Annotated in this window: 19 protein-coding genes and 1 other RNA gene; all 20 read right to left on the reverse strand. The window is 38.5% G+C overall.

What is annotated here, in order from left to right; translation table 11 throughout:
* Positions 1-19 precede the first annotated feature (19 nt).
* The gene (gene infB, locus PVV65_RS02090; RefSeq protein ID WP_273789023.1) at positions 20-2548 is read right to left on the reverse strand and encodes a translation initiation factor IF-2; all 2529 of its coding nucleotides are present in this window, start codon (positions 2546-2548) and stop codon (positions 20-22) included.
* Entirely contained in the window at positions 2545-3180 is a 636-nt protein-coding gene (locus PVV65_RS02095; protein ID WP_273789024.1) for an RNA-binding protein, read from the reverse strand. The genes infB and PVV65_RS02095 overlap by 4 nt, the downstream gene beginning before the upstream one ends.
* Entirely contained in the window at positions 3181-4812 is a 1632-nt protein-coding gene (gene nusA / locus PVV65_RS02100) for a transcription termination factor NusA (RefSeq protein ID WP_273789025.1), read from the reverse strand.
* Between the two features lie 47 nt (positions 4813-4859).
* A complete protein-coding gene (rimP, locus tag PVV65_RS02105) occupies positions 4860-5486 on the reverse strand; it encodes a ribosome maturation factor RimP (RefSeq protein WP_273754620.1) in 627 nt (208 codons plus the stop codon).
* 151 nt (positions 5487-5637) lie between these two features.
* Complete coding sequence (locus PVV65_RS02110) at positions 5638-6339, reverse strand: tRNA (guanine(46)-N(7))-methyltransferase TrmB (RefSeq protein WP_273789026.1); 702 nt, start codon at positions 6337-6339, stop codon at positions 5638-5640.
* A complete protein-coding gene (gene metK / locus PVV65_RS02115) occupies positions 6336-7604 on the reverse strand; it encodes a methionine adenosyltransferase (protein WP_273754622.1) in 1269 nt (422 codons plus the stop codon). The genes PVV65_RS02110 and metK overlap by 4 nt, the downstream gene beginning before the upstream one ends.
* A gap of 130 nt (positions 7605-7734) precedes the next feature.
* Positions 7735-8148: a helix-turn-helix domain-containing protein gene (locus tag PVV65_RS02120; RefSeq protein ID WP_120121714.1), complete on the reverse strand. Its 414-nt coding sequence runs from the start codon at positions 8146-8148 to the stop codon at positions 7735-7737.
* 149 nt (positions 8149-8297) lie between these two features.
* Positions 8298-9914, reverse strand: coding sequence for an apolipoprotein N-acyltransferase (gene lnt / locus PVV65_RS02125; RefSeq protein WP_273789027.1), 1617 nt, complete (start codon positions 9912-9914; stop codon positions 8298-8300).
* Positions 9895-10923, reverse strand: a complete 1029-nt coding sequence (locus tag PVV65_RS02130) for a hemolysin family protein (protein ID WP_273789028.1) — start codon at positions 10921-10923, stop codon at positions 9895-9897. The genes lnt and PVV65_RS02130 overlap by 20 nt, the downstream gene beginning before the upstream one ends.
* Before the next feature lie 82 nt (positions 10924-11005).
* On the reverse strand, positions 11006-11497 hold the full coding sequence (gene ybeY / locus PVV65_RS02135; RefSeq protein ID WP_273789029.1) for an rRNA maturation RNase YbeY: 492 nt from the start codon (positions 11495-11497) through the stop codon (positions 11006-11008).
* Positions 11494-12651 (reverse strand): PhoH family protein, encoded by a 1158-nt coding sequence (locus tag PVV65_RS02140; RefSeq protein ID WP_273789030.1) that lies wholly within the window; start codon positions 12649-12651, stop codon positions 11494-11496. Before PVV65_RS02140 ends, ybeY begins: the two co-directional genes overlap by 4 nt.
* A gap of 129 nt (positions 12652-12780) precedes the next feature.
* A complete protein-coding gene (miaB, locus tag PVV65_RS02145) occupies positions 12781-14157 on the reverse strand; it encodes a tRNA (N6-isopentenyl adenosine(37)-C2)-methylthiotransferase MiaB (protein WP_273789031.1) in 1377 nt (458 codons plus the stop codon).
* Between the two features lie 36 nt (positions 14158-14193).
* Positions 14194-14679 (reverse strand): ribosomal protein S18-alanine N-acetyltransferase, encoded by a 486-nt coding sequence (gene rimI, locus PVV65_RS02150; protein ID WP_273789032.1) that lies wholly within the window; start codon positions 14677-14679, stop codon positions 14194-14196.
* Complete coding sequence (tsaB, locus tag PVV65_RS02155) at positions 14672-15364, reverse strand: tRNA (adenosine(37)-N6)-threonylcarbamoyltransferase complex dimerization subunit type 1 TsaB (RefSeq protein WP_273789033.1); 693 nt, start codon at positions 15362-15364, stop codon at positions 14672-14674. The genes rimI and tsaB overlap by 8 nt, the downstream gene beginning before the upstream one ends.
* A gap of 510 nt (positions 15365-15874) precedes the next feature.
* On the reverse strand, positions 15875-16903 hold the full coding sequence (locus tag PVV65_RS02160) for a YeiH family protein (RefSeq protein ID WP_273789034.1): 1029 nt from the start codon (positions 16901-16903) through the stop codon (positions 15875-15877).
* Positions 16904-16951: 48 nt separating this feature from the next.
* A complete protein-coding gene (gene recR, locus PVV65_RS02165; protein ID WP_273754635.1) occupies positions 16952-17557 on the reverse strand; it encodes a recombination mediator RecR in 606 nt (201 codons plus the stop codon).
* A gap of 17 nt (positions 17558-17574) precedes the next feature.
* A complete protein-coding gene (locus tag PVV65_RS02170; RefSeq protein WP_273754637.1) occupies positions 17575-17898 on the reverse strand; it encodes a YbaB/EbfC family nucleoid-associated protein in 324 nt (107 codons plus the stop codon).
* A gap of 14 nt (positions 17899-17912) precedes the next feature.
* Complete coding sequence (locus tag PVV65_RS02175) at positions 17913-19853, reverse strand: DNA polymerase III subunit gamma/tau (protein ID WP_273789035.1); 1941 nt, start codon at positions 19851-19853, stop codon at positions 17913-17915.
* A 224-nt stretch (positions 19854-20077) separates the two neighbouring features.
* An RNA gene (gene ffs, locus PVV65_RS02180) (signal recognition particle sRNA small type) lies at positions 20078-20175 on the reverse strand.
* A gap of 498 nt (positions 20176-20673) precedes the next feature.
* Positions 20674-21078, reverse strand: coding sequence for a hypothetical protein (locus PVV65_RS02185; protein ID WP_273789036.1), 405 nt, complete (start codon positions 21076-21078; stop codon positions 20674-20676).
* Positions 21079-21462: the final 384 nt, after the last annotated feature.

The raw sequence follows: 21462 nt of genomic DNA on the forward strand, positions 1-21462 counted from the left end.
TAAAGACTATTGGATTATTTTATAATGTGCGGTTAATATGTTCAATACGGAAGGTCTCAATGATGTCTCCTGCACGCATATCCTCATAATTTTCAAAGGCTATTCCACATTCTTGACCACTTTGCACTTCACTGACTTCATCTTTGAAACGCTTGAGAGTTTTCAGTTTTCCTTCGTGAATAACGATATTATCACGGATAAGGCGAACACCGGCTCCTCGTTCTATTTTACCTTCTGTCACACGACACCCAGCGACTTTTCCGATTTTTGTAATATTAAAGACTTCTAGAATTTCAGCATTACCAAGGAAAGTTTCACGCTGTTCTGGTGAGAGGAGACCAGACATGGCCGCTTTGATGTCATCAACAAGATCATAAATGATGTTGTAATAACGAATTTCAATTCCTTGTGTTTTAGCAAAATCACGTGCCTGCTTATTGGCTCTAACATTAAAACCAATCACAGCTGAGTTAGAAGCTTCTGCAAGAGAAATATCACTTTCTGTAATTCCTCCAGCACCAGAATGTACAACACGCGCACGAACCTCATCATTCCCTAGTTTTTCCAATGCCGAAGCGATTGCTTCAATTGATCCTTGCACATCCCCTTTGATAATGAGAGAAAATTCCTTAATACCAGTGGTTTGCAATTTTGTCATCATCTGTTCGAGAGAGCCACGCGAACCGGTTTGCCGTGCAACAGCTTTATCACGTGCTAAGCGTTGCCGGTATTCAGAAATTTCACGTGCTTTTGCTTCATGCGTGACAACAGCAAAACGGTCTCCAGCTTGTGGTGTTCCTTGCATGCCTAAAATTTCAATGGGTGTAGAGGGAACGGCTTCTTTGACATGGCGACCATGGTCGTCAATTAAAGCACGCACCCGCCCCCATTCATTTCCAGCAACAATAATATCAGAAGGATGTAATGTACCTTTTTGAACAAGAACGGTTGCAACAGATCCGCGTCCACGGTCGAGTTTAGCTTCAATGACAACGCCTTCTGCAGTTCGTTGAGAATCTGCTTTTAGATCAAGCATTTCAGCCTGAAGAAGGATAGCTTCAAGAAGTTTATTAAGATTTTGACCCGTTTTAGCGGAAACTTCAACGTCCAAAGTTTCACCACCCATAGTTTCAACAAACACTTCGTGTTGTAAAAGTTCTGTACGCACTTTTTGTGCATTTGCAGCTGGTTTATCAATTTTGTTGATAGCAACAATAATAGGAACACCTGCAGCTTTAGCGTGATTAATTGATTCAATTGTCTGCGGCATGACACTATCATCAGCGGCGACAACAAGAACGGCAATATCGGTAACACGAGCTCCACGGGCACGCATAGCAGTAAATGCAGCATGCCCTGGTGTATCAATAAAGGTAATTTTTTGACCGTTTTGTTCTACTTGATAGGCGCCAATATGCTGCGTAATACCACCTGCTTCACCAGAAACAACATTTGCTTTGCGAATAGCATCCAGGAGAGAAGTTTTTCCGTGGTCAACATGGCCCATAATGGTTACAACAGGGGGACGCAGCTGCATATTTTGAGGATTATCTGTTATATTAAAGATACCTTCCTCTACGTCAGATTCTAAAACACGTTTAACAGTATGACCAAATTCAACAGCGATGAGTTCGGCAATGTCTGCATCAATAATATCGCCAGGTTTCATCATTTGTCCTTGTTTCATTAAAAATTTAATGACATCAACAGAACGCTCAGTCATACGTTGTGCGAGCTCTTGAATGGTAATTGTTTCAGGAAGAACAACTTCACGAGAAATTTTTTCTCTTGGTTCTTGGTTTTGTGCACGCTTAAATTTTTCCTGTCTGCGTCGCATTGCAGCCATTGATCGCCCCCGCGCACTTCCTTCATCGTCTAGCGCGCTATTAAGAGTTAGTTTTCCACGGCGTCGCTCATCAGCTCCTTTGATAACTTTTGGTGCACGTATTTCTGATTTAGCAGGATTAGCACGTCGGCTATGCCGTTCTTCCTCTTTACTTTCATCTATTTTGCGCTTTTCAATCACAGTTGTGTTTTTAGGCGTAATAGGAATATCTGTCTTTTCGATGAGGGGAGGCTCAGAAAAAACAGGTGGAGCCTGTATCGGCGTTTTTTCTTCTTCTTGTTTTTGAAGTATTTCTTTTTCTTTAATTTCTTTCTTTAAAATTTCTTCACGCTCTTTAGCGCGTATCGCTTCTTTTTCAGCTTGTTCTCGCGTTATTCTTTCTTGGATGTGTGCTTCTTCTAACGCGCGAAGTCTTGCTTCCATTTCAGCCGATGAAAGATTGCTTTTGGCCACAGATTCTTGAGGTTTTTTTTCCTCAAAACGAGGCTTAGAGCGCTGGGGTGCAACATGTGGTTTTGTAATAGGCTGTTGTACTTCAGCTTTTTCATCAGGTCGCGTAATTTTACGTCGTTTGGTTTCGACAACGACAGCCTTCGTACGGCCATGGCTAAAGTTTTGTTTGACCGTACTCGTTTCCAAGACAGACCGCTTGAGAGTTAGTGTCTTCTTGCTTGTTGTTTTGTCGTTGTTATTTTCACTCATTGTACTTCCTTCACGGTTTGTGCCGTCATCTCACCGTGCTTACTATGCTTGTCATCACGATAGCTGATCAATTTATATGTCGTCTTAAGAAATCCTTCCGCAGCCTTTGTGTCCAATAAGGCGGCATGCATGACAGGATTAGAGCCAAAAGCCACGCGCATTTCATCACTTGTAAATAAAGATATTGTTTTTATCGTCCGATTTGTTTGTTGTTGTATTGTATGGATGGCCTGTGCAATTTTTCGTTTTCCATCTTCTGTTGCTTCTTTAGCATGCAGTACAAAAATAACTTGACCAGAGCGGATAGCAGTATCAACTTTGGTTGCTCCCATGACAACAGCTCCTGCTTTTCTCGCCATAGAAAGGCTTGAAAGAGCAGCTTTGAGTAAAAGCGTATCAACAATATGCACAAGATTTGGTGCAACCTCAACATCTGTTTTAAAATTTTTATGAAAAGCTTTCTGTTTGATCGCTTTATCAATAACAGCATGATGGGCAGAAATCCAAACGCCACGCCCTGGTAAATTCGCTTTAAGATCAGGAACAATTTGATTATTGGGACCAATGACAAAGCGGATCAGCGTTTGTGCTGAAGCATTTTGTCGGGTCACAATGCAAGTTCGTTCATTCATTTAAAGTGTATCCACATTCAAATCATCTGTTTTTTCATTTTCTGTAGAATTTTCATCTTCTACAGGATTTTCTGTAATAAGATCAGCTTGGTCTATCCAGCCTACTTGTACACGTGCAGCTAAAACCATAGCTTCTGCATCCGCGCGTGTAATATCAAAAGGGGTTAAAATACCAGAAAAACTCTTTGTTTGTCCTTCTTTGCGTTCTCTCCAACCAGCTAAATCATCAACCGCATAGCCAGCAAAGTCTTCTATTGTTTTTACACCATCCTCACCCACAGCAACCAACATAGCACTTGTCATTCCAGGAAGTGTTCGCAATTCGTCAGAAACCCCAAGCTTTTTGCGTTTTTCATCAAGTTCTTTTTCCTGATGTTCGAGATATTCGCGGGCTCGACTTTGGATCTCCGCAGCGGTATCATGGTCAAAACCATCAATAGAAGCAATCTCTTCAAGATCAATATAGGCGATTTCTTCAATAGAAGAAAAACCCTCTGAAGCCATAACCTGTCCGATCATTTCGTCAACCTCTAAGGCCTCCATAAACAATTTACTGCGTTCAGTAAATTCTTTTTGACGATTTGCAGATTCTTCCTTTTCCGTTAAAATATCAATATTCCATCCCGTTAGCTGCGAAGCTAAGCGAACATTTTGTCCGCGTCGTCCAATAGCAAGGCTGAGTTGGTCATCTGGAACAATGACTTCAATACGTTCAGCATCTTCATCAAGAATGATTTTAGAAACTTCAGCAGGTTGCAGTGCATTAACAACAAATGTTGCAGCATCAGGCGACCAAGGAATAATATCAATTTTTTCACCTTGTAACTCTGCAACAACAGCTTGTACACGGCTTCCTCGCATTCCCACACAGGCTCCAACAGGATCAATGGAACCATCGCGTGAAACAACGGCGATTTTGGCTCGTGAACCTGGATCACGAGCAACTGATTTGATTTCTATAATACCATCATAAATTTCTGGAACTTCCATCGTAAAAAGTTTTACCATAAATTGAGGATGGGTGCGTGAAAGAAAAATTTGAGGTCCACGCGTTTCACGGTGCACATCATTGACAAAAGCACGAATACGGTCTCCATAGCGGAAGGATTCACGGGGAATTAATTCATCACGACGCACAATAGCTTCACCGCGTCCTAAATCAACGATAACGTTGCCATATTCCACACGCTTGACTGTCCCAGAAATAATTTCACCAACTTTATTTTTGAATTCTTCATATTGCTGATCACGCTCTGCGTCGCGTACTTTTTGTACAATTACCTGTTTAGCAGATTGTGCTGCGATGCGTCCAAAATCCATAGGAGGTAAAAGATCAGCAAAAAAATCGCCAACTTTTGCATCTGCTTGACGTTTGAGTGCATCGGACAAAGTAATTTCCGTTGTATAGTCTTCAACAACATCAACAATTTTAAGCAGGCGTTGTAATTTAATTTCACCTGTTTTGGAATTGATTTCAGCACGAATATTGGTTTCTTGACCATAACGAGAACGTGCTGCTTTCTGAATAGCGTCAGCCATCGCAGAAATAACAATTTCACGGTCGATTGACTTTTCACGTGCAACAGCATCTGCAATTTGCAGAATTTCAAGCCTGTTAGCGCTTGTAGCCATCAAATTTCTCCTTCTTTGTGCCACACGATGGGTATTTCCCAGTGATATTATTTTTTGAAATTGAGCGTCTGTATTGAGTCAATAGGATTATCTTCGGGAATGAATTGTTGACTTAAATCTTTATTCTTTTTCAATGCATCGCGAATAAGCTCATCGGTAAGCACTAAATGCGCGCTTGTGATATCACAAAAAGAAATAGAGGTATACATGGCTTCTCCGTAAGCAGCTTTATCAGTGTTTAAAATAAATCCATCTTGCGTGATATTAGTAAGTGTTCCACGAAATTTTCGGCGTCCATCAATAGTTATTTTGGTTTCAATTTTTGCAAGATGTCCTTGCCAATGAAAAAAATCGGATTTTCTTACCAATGGGCGGTCAATTCCAGGCGATGAGATTTCTAAATGATATTTGCGTTCGATAACATTTTCCACGTCAAGGAGAGGGGAAACAGTCCGACTAACAATTTCACAATCTTCCACGGTTAGAGAGCCATCAGCCCGTTCAACCATAATTTGAAGAGTTAAACCATTTTGTCCAAGAAGCTTCACACGAACCAAACGAAAACCTAAAGGTTTAAGGAGTGGTATGACAAGAGCAGCAACTCGCGCCTCGATACCATCTTCTTCAAAAAGGCGTGGCTCATCAAGATTGCTTATTTTTTCAGCTTCGTTCATACATTTTATCCAAGTTATTTTCACCAATCTTATAATATTAAAAAAGAGCAGGTCCCACGACCCACTCTTCATCATAAGACCAAGAATTTACTTATTGATACTCTTAAAATCAAAATTTTTCAAGATGTTTATGAGAAAAGCGCTTGATCTTTTATTTCTTGATAAAGGTGAGATAGGTAGGTCTTCGTCCTTCACGTAAAGCTTTTGCTTCATAGCGGGTTCCTCTCCATAGTGGATAAGGGGTCTTCCAATCTTGGGGGCTTTCAGCGTTCCACTCAAAGTGATCATGGTGTGTAAAATGATAGATGGTCCAGTTTACATAACTGTCTATATCGCTAGCAAAGCGAAATTTTTTTCCCATTTTAAGAACGCGAGCAAAACGGTTAAGATTTTTTATATTGATGAAACGTCGTTTCCAGTGTTTCTTTTTCGGCCAAGGATCAGGATAGAAAAGATCTATGCCATCAAGTGAGTTATCAGGGAGCCAATCAAGCAGGTGTGTAGCATCATCATTATAAAGACGAAGATGATTTTGAAGGTGTGTATGCTGTTCAAGGGAGGACAATATTTTTGCTATGCCATTGATAAAAGGCTCGATGCCGATAAAACCGGTTTGTGGAAAATGCTCCATTTCATGGAGTAAATGTTCACCACCACCAAAGCCGATTTCAAGTCGAATATCTTTTATTTTGCTTAAAAATAAGGATGTAAGGTTTGAGGGAGGAGGGACATTTAAATCAATATTCAAATTGGGGAGAAGCGTTTTTATACGCACAAGCTGACTGTTTGGTAGCTGCTTTCCTTGTCGGCGTCCAAAAAAGGCTTCACTCTTGCGTGTATTATATTTAATCATGGGATTTTGATCATTGTTTGAAGTGTTTTCACGAGATCCGTTTTTTCCCATGAAAACGAACCATCATGTTTTGGTTTTCTCCCAAAATGACCGTAAGCTGCTGTTTTTGTGTAGATCGGTTTATTAAGGTCAAGATGTTTTCGAATTCCAGTGGGGGAGAGGTCCATTATTTTGCGAATGGCTGCTTCAATAACCTTTTCATCAACTTTCCCTGTTCCATGAAGATTAAGATAAATCGACAAAGGTTGTGCAATTCCAATTGCATAGGAGAGTTGAATCGTGCATCGCTCTGCTAAATGAGCAGCAACAATATTCTTAGCTAGATAGCGTGCCGCATACGCGGCAGAACGATCAACTTTTGTTGTATCTTTTCCTGAAAAAGCACCGCCTCCATGGGGGGCAGCACCTCCATAAGTGTCCACGATAATTTTGCGTCCCGTCAATCCAGCATCGCTTTGAGGGCCACCAATGACAAATTTTCCTGTTGGGTTAATATACCAACTGCATTGAGCTGCAATGGGAATATCATGTAAAGCTTGACGAATATAAGGCTCAACGACTGCACGGACTTTATTGGAATCCCAACTTTCGTCAAGATGCTGTGTTGAAAGAACGATGGATGTTACCTCTATAGGTTTTCCATCTTTATAGCGTATAGTGATTTGGCTTTTAGCGTCTGGTCCTAATTTACTAGTTTCTCCTTCTCCTTTATGGCGGGCTGCGGCAAGAAGTTTGAGAATCTTATGCGCATAATAAATTGGCGCGGGCATAAGGTCAGGTGTTTCACGACAAGCATACCCAAACATGATGCCTTGATCACCTGCTCCTTCTTCACCATGCCGATCCGTTGCATTATCAACACCTCTTGCAATATCAGTGGATTGAGGGCGCAAAAGAACATCAATTTTAACGGTTTTCCAATGGAAACCTGTTTGTTCATAGCCAATGGCGCGAATAGCACGGCGCGCTGCTGTCCGAAATCGCGTAGGATTAATGAGTGGAAAGCCAGTTTCATCATAGATAAATTCTTTATTTTTATCTTTTTTTAAGAGCGTATCGGGAACACGAACTTCACCGGCAATAACAACACGGTTTACACTGACGAGAGTTTCACAAGCAACGCGCACTAACCACGGATCAGTCCCAGTCTTTTGTGCTTCTTTATAGATCATATCAACGATTTCATCGGAAATACGATCACAAATTTTATCAGGATGTCCTTCCGATACCGATTCGCTCGTAAAAAGATAATCTTGATGCGGCATAGGAACTCCTTCAAAAAGAAAACCAACAATTCAATTAATTGCCTACTAAAATCTCTACGGTTTGCCAATTCCATAGCAAATCGTCAATGCAAATTTATATGAATAAGAGAGAAAAAATATAATTTTAATTTTATAGCTTATCTGCCAAATCTTCCTCAGAAAGTGCTTTTGCCAAGTCAATGATTTTGCGACGCACTTTAGCATCAGATATATTCGTAAAAGCCCGCATGAGCTGGATACCTTCGTTGCTAGAACAAAAGTCCATAAAATTGTGATCACTTTCAGCAAAGCCCTCTACCTGTTGGGAGGTAAGACCTTTATCAAAAAAGTAAGAAACAGGAACATCCATAATTTCTGCTATCGCTTGAAGACGACTGGCACCAATGCGGTTTGTCCCTTTTTCATATTTTTGGATTTGCTGAAAAGTAATGCCTAATTTTTCACCTAGTTTTTCTTGAGTAAGTCCTAAAATATTACGACGTAAACGGATACGAGTTCCAACATAGATATCTATAGGGTCAGGTTTTTTTCTAGTTTCGGTCATAATGCAACTCTTTAATTTCCAGCATTTCTCTTTTAAACCAACATCAGATTTATGCGAAGCTGGTTTATCATATAATTAAAATAACATGTAATACTTTTTCCCAATATTACTGGTACACGCAACATAATACCGTGCAAGGAGCACTTGAATCATTTAAGTTGTTTTGTAAAAGCAAAACCAATACGACACAATAGCATAAGGATGAATAAGATAAAAGTAGACAAAGTTCTATATTCATTGCTTCCTATAGGAGTAATGGATGATGGAATTTTTGAATCAATAATGCCCACAGCATTTTGTTGAAGAGCTACAACGATTCGTCCATAAGAATCAATAACAGCTGATATTCCATTATTGGCTGCTCGTATGAGGGGAATTCCCAGTTCAATGGCACGAAGCTGTGCTTGTTGAAGATGTTGATAGGGACCTGGTGTTACACCAAACCATGCATCATTTGTAACATTAATGATTGCTTGAGGCGGGGAACCTTTAAAAGTCATTTCATGAGGAAATATTGCTTCATAACAAATCAACGGTAGATAAGAAAATCCGTTTGGCATTGTGACGGTTTTGCGCACTTGTGCAGCGTTATATCCACCAATATTATCAGCGAGAATACGCAATCCAATCTTTTTTAATAAATTCTGATAGGGAAGATATTCACCAAAAGGGACCAAATGAAGTTTATCAGAAGTGTGTAAAATATTCCCTTGAGCGTTAATGACTGCAATTGTATTAAAATATTGTGTTTGAGAATGAGAAAGATCATCACTGGCGCGTATTGCTCCGATAATAGCCCATTGTTTAGGTTTTAAAAGAGAGGCAATATGCATTGTGACAGATGAGTTATCATAGAGAAGGTAAGGAACGGATGCTTCGGGCCATACGATAAAATCGGGTTCTGGATTTTTACCAGTTATTGGTGTTGCACTCAGATGCATATGCGCTTCCAACATAGCTTCTCGTGTATCATCGCGCAATTTTATATTTTGTTGGATAGAAGGTTGAACAATGCGAACCCAATAATTGTTCTTTTGATCTTTAGTTGTATTCTCTATCGTATGGAGACGATAAAATCCAAAACCACTGTGGATGAATATAAGTGCTAAGCAAAGAAAAAGTGCTACTTTCTTTTTTTCATCCGTGAGTAAAACGGTTGGCAAACTGTAGGTTAAGACGGCAAGAATATTCATTCCATAAAGTCCCACGATTGCATCAGACTGCATGAACATCGGGGTTGGCATGGCTGTATAGCCAAGAGCATTCCATGGAAATCCTGTGAATAAGAACGCACGCAACCACTCGGCTAATCCTAAGGCAAAAGCTAAGACAAAAAAGCGTGCTATTCCTTTTGTCCATAATAAACCGACAATAAAACCAGAAAGAAACCAATAAAGAGAAAGGTAGAGAGGAGGAAATAAAATGGCGAGTGGGACTGCCCACCCAAAAGAATCTGGATCTGTTAACAAAGCATTGCAGAGCCACCAAAGTCCACAAATAAAATAACTAAAACCAAAGGTCCCACAGCTTAAAGCATAGGTAAAAAATCGTTTCTTATTGTTTTTGGTGGTTTGTATTGAATCAAGAAAAACAATAAAAATAGGAAAAGTTAAAAAGCAAAGAGGTGTTAAATAAAAGGGCGGAAGAGCAAAGGAAGTAAGAGCACCACACAGAAATATCCACGCCTGCCGCTTCCAGCCGTTAACAGAGAGCGAAAAAACAATAAAATTGTTTAAAAACGCTCGACTATTCTTTAGAGATGGCATTATTTTCAAGGTTCTCATTTTCTGGAATGCGAAAAATGCGCAATCGCTTAATTCGGCGTTTATCAGCTTCTAAAATACGGAATTTATAGCCAGGAACAGCTTCGACGACTTCACCTTTTGCAGGAATACGATCAAGAATAGAGACAATTAAACCACCAATAGTATCAACCTCATCACCATATTCCCCTACGATAAAATCAGGTCCAAGAGCTTTCTCCACATCTTCTAGTTCGGTTCTTGCATCAACAAGCCATTTATTGTTGTGTTCTCGTACGATAGCATTGTCGACATGATCATGTTCATCTTCGATATCACCAACGACCAATTCAACAATATCCTCCATTGAAACGAGACCATCTGTACCCCCATGTTCATCAATAACTAAAGCCATTTGTGTTCGTGTGGTTTGCATCCGTGTTAATAATTTGCTTGCAAGCATAGAACTGGGAACAAAGAGAACGGTTCGGATCAAACCCAATTCACCGATAGGGGTATGTAAATCTGTATGGTTTAATTGAAGTAAATCAGATTTCTGATCAGTTTTTGTAGGGTTGATAATGAAGCGCGTCATATAATTAAGAATATCGCGGATATGGATCATGCCGCGCGGATCATCTAAAGTTTCAGCATAAACAGGTATGCGAGAATGACCAATTTTTGCAAAACATTTAAGGGCTTCTCCAAGCGAGGTATTTATTTCCAATGCTTCAATTTCAGAGCGCGGTATCATAACATCATCCACGCGTGCTTCACGCAAGCGTAAAATATTATGCAGCATAGTACGTTCTTCAGGTGAGAAGAGGGTAGTATCTTTTTCATTGTTAGTCGCAAGTGCAACGGTAAGATCATCGCGCAGTGATGTAGATGCACAACTACTACGGCCCCGTAAGAATGAAAACAAATAATTCATTAGGGAGTATTTTTCTGTATGATTCATTTGTTGAGAGGGATCTTTTTCATTATTAGAAGATGTTTGACTATTATTTTGTGCATTTATTTTGTTTGCCATGGTTTTAAAATCTTCTAAACTTTCTTTTTATGATAGGTGAATAAGAGGCTAATTGATATGCTCGTCATATTGATGTTAAAAGTTAAATTTTATCATTTATAGATAACTCAGCGTAAGGATCTCTTATGGAAAGCTTTTGAAGAATTTCTCTTTCGAGTATTTCCATTTGATGGGCCTCATCATCAGTTTCATGGTCATAGCCAAGCAGATGCAAAATACCATGAACGATCATATGCGTTAAATGGTCTTGAAAGGTTTTTCCTTGTTTTTCTGCTTCGAGCACAACAGTTTCTCGCGCAATAATAATATCCCCCAGCATGGGACCAGGAGGGTTTCCAGCTTTAATTGGAAACGCCGGAAAGGATAATACATTGGTGGGTTTATTTTTACCCCGCCATTGTGCATTGATTTGTGCCATATGTTCATCATCCGTAAAAAGCAGGCTAATTTCACTTACAACATTTTCCAATGAAACATGATGCATCGTCATCGTTAATGCTTTTTCGGTGATATTATAAAGCATTTTCTCATCATTCCACCCTGCGCTTTTAACCATTATATCAATAATAATCATGATGAATCAAATTCATTTTTTAATGTATCGCATGCGCGTGATTTTTTTTTATTTTGTATTTCAGAATCACAATCATAGGCATGAACGATAGTAGCAACAAGGGGGGGGCGTACAACATCTTTTTCATCAAAACGCACAATGGCAATATTTTCTATATTTGAAAGAATGCGGATTGCTTCAATGAGACCTGATTTTTGCCCTATAGGCAAATCAATTTGGCTTACATCACCGGTAACAATCATACGTGTTCCTTCTCCAAGACGTGTGAGGAACATCTTCATTTGCATAGGTGTCGTATTTTGTGCTTCATCAAGAATAACAGCAGCATGGGAAAGCGTTCGCCCGCGCATAAAGGCAAGAGGAGCAATTTCTATGACACCAGAAGCTAAAATGCGTTCTATTTTTTCAGCGGGCATCATATCATAAAGAGCATCATAAAGTGGTCGTAAATAGGGGTCGACTTTTTCTTTGAGATCACCAGGAAGAAACCCCAGATGTTCTCCAGCTTCAACAGCAGGACGCGAGAGAATAATTCGCTCAATGATACCACGTTCCAGAAGCATTGCAGCATGAGCAACAGCAAGATAGGTTTTTCCTGTTCCTGCTGGTCCTATACCAAACACAAGTTCAGTATGTCCCATAGCGCGTATGTAAGCATCTTGTGTTGGTGTCCTTGCATGAATTATTTTTTTGTGGGTACTCAACCGTGCTGGTATACGTTTCGTTGCAGATTTGTGTGTTATCGTGTCTTCTTTCTGTTTCTGTGGTATAGTTGCCATAGCAATCGCTCCTTTTATATCTGATAAAGTGAGCTCTTGATGTGTTTTTGCACGTTCATAAAGTTGCTGCAATACATATTGCGCATGCTTTATAACAGAAACATTTCCATGGATTAAGATTTCATTACCACGTGGATGAATACTCAGTTTGAGTTTTTTTTCGATATAAGCAAGATTTTCGTCAAATTTACCAAAAACCGCTTTTGCATATTTATTATTTTCGAAAATCAAAACAACTTGACTCGTATCTGAAGCGCTTTCTTGTTCCAAGGGATCAATTTTTTCAACGTCGGCATTTGTTTTTTCTTTAACGCGCTTTATTTTTTCATTTGAAGCTTTCAGCCTATTCTCCATATCTACATAAATATTACGCATTTTTTTGAGTAAACTCTATAAAAGACAAATTTTCTTTCATAAAAATTCATTTTTTAGATGTAATTATTTTATTTGAAAATAAAAGAGTTTTCCAAAATTTTTATTATTAAAAAGATGATAGAGTCCTATTTATCTATTTGTCACTTCACCGACAAAACTATTTGAGCTTGCATTTTTAATATGAATTTCTATCACGCTACCTGTAGAGGATTCTGTATCGACGACAACCGGTAAAAGCCAAGGGGAACGTCCCACCATTTGCCCTGAGTGACGTCCAGTTTTTTCGATAAGAACATCCGTTTTTTGACCGATTTTAGAACGTAAAAATGTATTTTGCTGTTCGAGGAGAAGAACTTGTAAATGTTGAAGTCGAGCATCTTTTACAGATTCATCAACATGATTTTTCATTGTAGCTCCCACTGTTCCAGGACGGGGGGAATATTTAAAAGAATAAGCTGAACTGTATTGTACTTGTTGAATGAGCTTAATGGTTTCTTCAAAGTCTTCATCTGTTTCTCCTGGAAAGCCTACAATAAAATCACCTGAAAAGGCAATATCTGGTCGTGCGTTACGAATTTTTTCTATAAGATGAAGATAATGAGAGCTTTTGTGTTGGCGGTTCATGGCTTTTAAGATGCGATCTGAACCGGATTGAACAGGAAGATGCAGGTAAGGCATTAACATATCAAGATCTCGATGCGCGGCAATAAGACTCTCATCCATATCACGCGGGTGGCTTGTTGTGTAACGCAAACGCTTTAAACCATCGAGTTTTGCAAGATGATAAAGAAGATCACCAAGACGCCAGGTTTTGCCATCCGCACTTTGTCCATGCCAACCATTAACATTTTGTCCAAGCAGCGTAATTTCTTTAACACCCGCTTCAATGAGTTGACGCGCTTCCTCGGTAATTTGCTCGACAGAGCGCGATATTTCAGCACCGCGTGTGTAAGGAACAACACAAAAAGTGCAAAATTTATCGCAACCTTCCTGTACTGTTAAAAATGCGCTAACACCGCGTTTTCTTACTGCACGTTTATTATGAGGAGGCAAATGAGCAAATTTATCTTCAACAGCATAATCTGTTTCGATAATTTTTTTGCCTTGTTTAGCTTTTTCTAACAATTCAGGCAAGCGATGATACATTTGCGGACCGATAACAAGATCCACTGTTGGAGCGCGACGTAAGATTTCACTTCCCTCAGCCTGTGCAACACAACCCGTTACACCAACTGTCAAAGGTTTATCAGGTGTTCGCTCTTGACGCATAACGCGCAAACGACCCAGATCAGAATAAAGTTTTTCTGCTGCTTTTTCACGAATATGACAGGTATTAACAAGAATAAGATCGGCATCATTGGGTGTTTGCGTTGTCACATAGCCTTGCGCACTGAGACTATCAGTCATCCGTTGACTATCATAAACGTTCATTTGACACCCATAGGTTTTGATAAAAACCTTTTTAGGAGCAACAGGAGATGTATTTTTAGGATTTACTTTATTCATAGTGCTTGTCTAAATGTTTTTCACATAAATCTCAATCTATTTGCTTAAAAGTTTTTGCATGATAATTGCATCACCGCGACCATTCTTTGACCGGTAGTAAGCCAGACGTTCAGAAATTTTTTGAAATTCAAAGCGCTGATAAAGGATTAAAGCAGAAAGGTTTGAGGATTCTACTTCCAAGAATAATTTTATAGCGCGCTTATCGTGAAGATGGCGAATTGTATGATCAATAAGTAGGGTACCAATTCCTTGTTGACGATAATGAGGATGGACAGCAATTGTGATGATTTCTGCTTCATCAAGAATCAGACGGCATAGGCAAAAGCCTAAAATTTGATCAGATGGATGAATAAGGAAGACTTTGTATCCGAAGATGGAGTGATCTGTTAAAAAGGTATCAAAAGTTCGTTTTCCCCAAGCTGGGATAAAACAATGTTGATGAATTTGGTGAAGAGTAGCACTATCATTAACGTGTAGTGGCGCAATTCCAAAATGTTTTTTTGTCGATGAAGATTTAAACATTATTTTTTCGTGGTAACGCAAAATTGGTTTGTTGTTTTGCATCAGCGCTTCGTAGATAGAGGGGACGAGGCGAATTTTGTGGTTGTTTGTTTGCAGCAAGGTAAGCATAGTTTACAATATCCGCTGCTTCACAAGGGATTTTTTCTAGGATAATTTTTTCATTTATTTTATGGTTTTTAATATGCTGCATAACGATATCAGCCGCTGGGCCAGTCAGCTGGGTTTTGTTGGGTAAATCTTCGAGGATATTTTCAATTGTTTGTAATTTCGGTGCTCCCAAAGGAGTGAAGTCATTATGAAAATCTTGATGGTAGAACATTTCATTTCCTGCTTCAATGACAACAGTAATTGCTGATGTAGTATTTTTATGAGGTGTGACTTGTACTGCTAACGCTTCAAGTGCACTCACTCCAACGGCTGGTATCTCAAGTGCTAATGCCAAAGCGCGTGCCGTGGCAACACCAACACGGACACCAGTAAACGATCCAGGTCCAACATTGACAGCAATACGCTCAACTTGATCAAGTGTTATATTGGCTTGTGTCATTATTTGTGTAATCTGCCCGATAAGTCTTTCAGCGTGTCCTTTATTCATGCGCTCATCGATACGCGCAATAACGGAATTATGATGAATGAGCGCAACAGCACAATAAATTGAAGCAGTATCGATAGCAAGAATAAGCATAAAAATATTTTAATTGAATAAAACGATAAACAAAAGTCTACGGTATTTTTAATCTTTCTTGTCGTTGTATAGTTCATTTGTATGAAAGTTGCTAGTGCCAATAAGCAACAATATCTTTTTATAGAATAAGACGAAATGTTGACTTGATCTTTATTTTTTCCTTCACAAGCATAAAGATTGGGCTGTACAATAAATTTTATCACGTCATGGGTGATTTTAATTGTATTCTTCATTGAACACTATCGTGAAAAAGAGCATGTGCCTTGAGAGGTGTCTTTTTAACACATATATGAATGTGCAACATACATATATTCTGTTTTGTGCGTTTTGCTTTTCGTGAGAGGCGTAACCTCATTAGAACACATTTCTATCGGTCTTTTATAAAAACTTTCCATTTGATTAAGAGCAGAGATGAAAGAAATGACATTGTTTTATATGAGTTCCATATTTTTATGTTACGCTGTTGCAAATTATTATAGAATGAAAAGCTAATAAAAAAACAAAAATTTTTCAAAATGTTATATTATTTAAATCATTCAATTGTATCATAATAAGGCTACAAATACCGAGAATAATTATAGAGCAGGTTGAAGCTAAAATAACGCGCCATCCTGCTTTTTTAAATGAGCGAATATCAACGCCTAGTCCTAATGCGGCCATTGAAATAACCGTGAACAATTGAGCAATAAATTTGATAGGATTTAAAGCGGTTTCGGGGATAAGATTACTCGAGCGAACCAACATCATTATAATAAAACCAATAATAAACCATGGAACGAGAGCATGCCAACGAAAGTGTATTTGTTCTGATCGACGATAGATGAGTGACAGGGCAAAAATAAGAGGGCCTAACATGAGAACGCGTACCAATTTAACAACGGTTGCAATTTGAACACTGGCAAAAGAAACAGATGCGGTCGCTGCTAAAACTTGTGGTACAGCGTAAACAACCATGCCGGCAAGCACACCATATTGGTTAAAGGATAAATTCAGAAAGGAATGTGCAAAAGGGAGATATAAAATAATAAGGATCCCCAAAAGAGCCGTAAAAGCAATTGATGCAGCAATCTCTTCGTGTTTTGCTTTAATGACAGGGGCAACGGCAACAATGGCTGAGTTCCCACAAATAGCATTTCCGCAAGCAACGAGCATTGCCAAATGTTTAGAAAGCCCGAAAACTCGGCCGATGATAAAGCTGAAAATAATGGTTACAAATATAACGAATACAATGCTTGCAAGTAAACTCCAACCAGCGGAAAGAACGGCATGAATACTAATGCTTGCTCCTAAAAGTACAATAGCAACTTCAAGAAGTGTTTTGGCGCAAAAATTGATGCCTTTTTGAAAATAGGTTGGCATTGTAAAACAACTACGGGTAACAGACCCTAAGAGAATTGCTAAAACAAGACTTTCAAGCCATGCTTGCCCAAAAAGCTGTTTTTCTAAGACTTCTAAACCATACGCTAAAGCTGATATGAGTAAACATACTAAAATACCAGGACCAAAGTTGTTTAAAAGTGAGAGGTTTTTCTTTAGCATTTGAAATACCCCCATTATTAAAGAGCTAAAGGCTAAGATGAAAAAGTTTTAAAGATTTGTTCTTGCTTGTACAGCCGCTGCTAAAGTTCCATCATCAAGATAATCAAGCTCGCCTCCTACAGGAACACCATGGGCAAGTCGCGTAATTCTAACTGAAAAATTAGAAAGCTGATCGGTGATGTAGTGAGCGGTTGTTTGTCCTTCGACAGTCGCATTGACAGCAAGAATAATCTCCGTGATTGGTTTTTGTACAACACGTTGTATTAAGGTGTCAATGTTGAGTTCATCGGGACCTATTCCATCTAAGGGTGAGAGTCGGCCACCCAATACATGATAACGTGCTGCTAAAGTTTTTGCGCGCTCAAGAGCCCACAGATCAGCAATGTCCTCAACAACAATGATCGTTGTATCATCACGTCGCGGATCAGTACAAATTGAACAAGGATCAATGGTATCGACATTGCCACAAACAGAACAAATGCCGACTTTTTCTATCGCTGTTTGTATTGCTGCTCCTAAAGGCTCCAGCAAAGTTTCCTTTTTTTTAATAAGATGAAGCGCAGCACGACGCGCTGAACGCGGACCAAGACCTGGCAACCGTGCTAAAATCTGAATGAGTTTCTCAATTTCAGGGCCGGCAATGTATTTAGACATATATTTTGTTCCATACATTAAAATGGAAGTTTGAAACCTGACGGAAGTGGTAGCCCTGCCGTCATGCTTTTGGTTTTATCTTCTAGTGCGTTATCAATTTTTGTTTTTGCTTCATTATAAGCTGCCATAATGAGATCTTCAAGAATTTCAGCTTCTTCAGGCTTGAGTAATGAAGGATCAATTTGAATTGCTGTTATAATATTTTTGCCATTTAACGTAATATTGACGAGGTCACCCCCTGCAGTGCCGGTAGCTTGCAGGTTAGCCATTTCCTCCTGAATTTTCTGCATTTTCTCTTGCATTTCTTTGGCTTTTTTCATCATGCTCATCATTTCACGCATAGGAATAGGTATCCTTATTCATCATTGTTATCATTTTCATTTTTAAAGAGATCAGTATTTTTAAAGGTATCGGGGAGTAAATCAAGATCATTTTTTTCTCTATTAAGTCGAATATCGACAATTTTTGCTTCTGGAAAATGGTTGAGGATTTTTGCGATATCTGGATCTGTCTCAGCATTGGAAAAAAGAGATTTTTGAATCGCTACACTTTCTTCCTGTAAGGTTGGACCGCCACCTTCATTAACAAAAGTTATCACATAGCGTTTTTCAGTCCATTGAGAGATTTTTTTTTCGATATCATGCGTAAGAAATTGTGGGGTATTTTCAGCAAGTCTTAAAGTAATATGCCCAGTTTCGAAAGAAACAGGATGAACAAATTCTTTAATAAGGAGTTTGAAATGCCCGTCATTATGTTGTTCGGCTAATTTAACAATATCGTGTAAAGAATTAATCACGAGAGTTTTAGGCTCAGTAATCTCTCCTATTGTTTGCGTGACAGACTGCGATAAATTTGCACTCTTTTCAGAAAAGTCAGTAGATTGAAAAGTTTCTAGAGTTTTTGTTACCTCTTGGGAGTTGGTTTTATCAGTCGTTTGATTTTTAAAGAAATTTTCTGGTTTTAAGGAGTGGTCTAATGGGGCTTGCAAGGGTGTTTTTAAATCTGACTGATTGGGTAATGTATTTGAAACGCTCGAGGAAGCATAACCATTAATTGTTGTTTCTTTTGTTATATTATCGACATTTATCGATTCTTTATGAGAAGAGTTTGCAATGAGCGTGAGAGGTGTTTTTTCTTGTGTAAGTTTTTTTAAAGCTTCATCAAGAGTGGGGAGGTCAGCTGTGTGTGCAAGACGAATTAAAAGCATTTCAGTTGCTTGCAGTGGACGTGCAGTTTGATTAACTTCTTGTAAGCCTTTGAGTAACATTTGCCAGTTTCGGGATAAAACAGGAACAGAAAGTTTTTTTGAAAAGTCTAAACTTCTTAAACGTTGTTCTTCCGTTAGTGAGAAATCTTCCACTATTTTTGGTGTGAAACGTAAACGTGTAACCAGATGATTAAAATCGGCTAATTCTGTTAATATCGTAAGAGGATCAGCGCCCGCATCATATTGACTGCGTAATTCATGTAATGCATGGACAACATCACCCTTCATGATAAACTCAAAGAGATCGATAATACGTGACTGATCCGCTAATCCTAACATTGTACGCACTGCGGCAGCGTTAACATTGCCATTGCTATGGGCAATCGCTTGATCAAAAATGGATAATGCATCACGTGCAGAGCCTTCTGCAGCACGGACAATCATAGAGAGTGCTTGATCTTCTACTTCTACTTTTTCATATTTCGCAATTTTGCACAGATGCGCACACAAAGCTTTTGCTTCGATTCGTCGCAAATCAAAACGTTGACAACGCGAAAGAATTGTAATGGGAACTTTGCGAATTTCTGTTGTGGCAAAAATAAATTTTACATGGGATGGTGGTTCTTCAAGCGTCTTCAGCAAACCATTAAAGGCTTGCGTTGAGAGCATATGGACTTCATCGATAATATAAACCTTATAGCGTGCAGAAACAGGACGATAGCGTATTTGTTCAATAATTTCACGAATATCGTCAATGCCGGTATGGGAAGCGGCATCCATTTCTATAACATCAATATGGCGCCCTTCGATAATTTGTGTGCAATGTTCACCAAGAGAGTCTAAGACAGTTGTTGGTTGGTCAATATCTTTTGTTTTATAATTGAGCGCACGTGCCAAAATACGTGCCGTTGTCGTTTTACCTACACCACGAATCCCTGTTAACATCCACGCTTGTGCAATGCGACCTTTTTCAAAGGCATTGGTGAGAGTACGCACCATAGCCTCCTGACCAATGAGGTCAGAAAAGTTCTGAGGTCGATATTTACGAGCAAGAACACGATAGGCTGTTTCTACCGGTGCATTTTCCATGAATGTTTCCAACTTCGAAGTTTTTTATGCGTACATTTTGATCATACACAGAGCATAGGTCAATACTCTACTCTCATATAAAAGGATTTTTTCTCAATCAATGTACTTTTTATGGGATCATTTACTTAAAAATAATCAAATCGCTTTACATGCTGCATAAAAACGCTGCTCTAAAGATTAAATGTTTTGCTAAAATATAGCAAAAAAATAATCGCTTCAGCAAAATAGGAGGCTGGCACGATGACCCGTACCAGAACTCGTTGGGGCTGCTTCTTTCCAGACCTGACCCAGTTGGCGAGTAGTTCGTCCACTACCAACCTCCCAAACTCATATTGTCGATTTGGAATGAAAAATCAAGCTCAGAAACAAAAAATATAACACAAACCCAAAATTTTTTCCTTTGAACTTCATTTTTGTATTTTAGACAACATAAAGTAATGGAGGTTTAAATTTTTAGAAATAACGCCTCCACTGATTTGCTATGAACAAAGCTTTTTTATTTCTCTGTTTATATGCGATATAGCGTGTAGCAATTTTGAGAGGTTTCAATGGTGTAGATAGATACAATAATCTCATACAAACCAGTTATTCTGATTATGATAAAAAATGTCACAATTTATAAAAGTTATTCAATATTCAGTCTTTTTTAAATTTGTTTTTCTTAACGGTTTAACTTTATAATACAGTTTTTATTCCATAAGCACAAAGCTGAATTTTTCAAAAGCCGAGCGTTAATGATTTACAATGCCCGATTTCAAAAAATCTTACTTTAAGCCTTTTTATACATCTACGCAACGCTAATATATTCTTGAAAATATTATTAAAAATCCCCTGCATCACAATCTAGACCAATAACTCTTTCCTTAGTAATATTTTTAAAAGTGTAATATCCTGATGGAGGGAAACCTATATCGAGGGATTTTACATCTTTGAGCATAAAGATCTTATGTTCTTTATCATGTGTTATTTTCTTTTCATCATCTGCAGTAATGTGTAGCTTGTTGACGTCAGAAGGAGATGAGTATGATAAAGTAAAGGATGCTTTTTCGGGTTTAAATGCTTTGCACCCATATTCAGCACCTTGCTGTATTTCATTGTGTATACCAATCGTAACGCTTTCATTTGGCGTAAAATTCCATTTTCTCTCACCAAATCCAGCAAACGCAACACTAGAGTAGGCGAGAATATTTGCAGTTAATAATCCTTGCATGAAGATTTTTTGCATTATTTTTCCTTTTTTAACAAAATGAATCATAAATCAGTGTTTAGAAATAGGAAGGCTCAAATGTAATGTAAAAAATATGGTTAAACGACATCCTATAGTTTTATAAAAATACGTTGAAAATTATCTGAACTGAAGAGACTTGAATGATCTATTATCTTAAGTATATCCTTATGATAAGTTAAATTGTTCTTATGAGCTCATTTAGAATCTCGTTATCTTTATTGGAATACACTGCTATAGAAAATGATATGTTTTCTTAAGAGTCTTTCTTTTATATGAAGGAAAATGGATGGTACAAGTGCTTTCATTTTTGGTTATTGTATTTTTTCACATAGGTCTTTGTATGCGTTGAATTGCTTTTTATCATAATATAATTTGTCAAAA

Source organism: Bartonella sp. ML70XJBT, from assembly GCF_028618425.1.
In the GTDB taxonomy this organism is placed as follows: domain Bacteria; phylum Pseudomonadota; class Alphaproteobacteria; order Rhizobiales; family Rhizobiaceae; genus Bartonella.

Excerpts from the sequence above, each read along its gene's own strand:
- infB (WP_273789023.1), bottom strand. The coding sequence starts at position 2,548 with ATGAGTGAAAATAACAACGACAAAACAACAAGCAAGAAGACACTAACT.
- PVV65_RS02095 (WP_273789024.1), bottom strand. The coding sequence starts at position 3,180 with ATGAATGAACGAACTTGCATTGTGACCCGACAAAATGCTTCAGCACAA.
- nusA (WP_273789025.1), bottom strand. The coding sequence starts at position 4,812 with ATGGCTACAAGCGCTAACAGGCTTGAAATTCTGCAAATTGCAGATGCT.
- rimP (WP_273754620.1), bottom strand. The coding sequence starts at position 5,486 with ATGAACGAAGCTGAAAAAATAAGCAATCTTGATGAGCCACGCCTTTTT.
- PVV65_RS02110 (WP_273789026.1), bottom strand. The coding sequence starts at position 6,339 with ATGATTAAATATAATACACGCAAGAGTGAAGCCTTTTTTGGACGCCGA.
- metK (WP_273754622.1), bottom strand. The coding sequence starts at position 7,604 with ATGCCGCATCAAGATTATCTTTTTACGAGCGAATCGGTATCGGAAGGA.
- PVV65_RS02120 (WP_120121714.1), bottom strand. The coding sequence starts at position 8,148 with ATGACCGAAACTAGAAAAAAACCTGACCCTATAGATATCTATGTTGGA.
- lnt (WP_273789027.1), bottom strand. The coding sequence starts at position 9,914 with ATGCCATCTCTAAAGAATAGTCGAGCGTTTTTAAACAATTTTATTGTT.
- PVV65_RS02130 (WP_273789028.1), bottom strand. The coding sequence starts at position 10,923 with ATGGCAAACAAAATAAATGCACAAAATAATAGTCAAACATCTTCTAAT.
- ybeY (WP_273789029.1), bottom strand. The coding sequence starts at position 11,497 with ATGATTATTATTGATATAATGGTTAAAAGCGCAGGGTGGAATGATGAG.
- PVV65_RS02140 (WP_273789030.1), bottom strand. The coding sequence starts at position 12,651 with ATGCGTAATATTTATGTAGATATGGAGAATAGGCTGAAAGCTTCAAAT.
- miaB (WP_273789031.1), bottom strand. The coding sequence starts at position 14,157 with ATGAATAAAGTAAATCCTAAAAATACATCTCCTGTTGCTCCTAAAAAG.
- rimI (WP_273789032.1), bottom strand. The coding sequence starts at position 14,679 with ATGTTTAAATCTTCATCGACAAAAAAACATTTTGGAATTGCGCCACTA.
- tsaB (WP_273789033.1), bottom strand. The coding sequence starts at position 15,364 with ATGCTTATTCTTGCTATCGATACTGCTTCAATTTATTGTGCTGTTGCG.
- PVV65_RS02160 (WP_273789034.1), bottom strand. The coding sequence starts at position 16,903 with ATGCTAAAGAAAAACCTCTCACTTTTAAACAACTTTGGTCCTGGTATT.
- recR (WP_273754635.1), bottom strand. The coding sequence starts at position 17,557 with ATGTCTAAATACATTGCCGGCCCTGAAATTGAGAAACTCATTCAGATT.
- PVV65_RS02170 (WP_273754637.1), bottom strand. The coding sequence starts at position 17,898 with ATGCGTGAAATGATGAGCATGATGAAAAAAGCCAAAGAAATGCAAGAG.
- PVV65_RS02175 (WP_273789035.1), bottom strand. The coding sequence starts at position 19,853 with ATGGAAAATGCACCGGTAGAAACAGCCTATCGTGTTCTTGCTCGTAAA.
- PVV65_RS02185 (WP_273789036.1), bottom strand. The coding sequence starts at position 21,078 with ATGCAAAAAATCTTCATGCAAGGATTATTAACTGCAAATATTCTCGCC.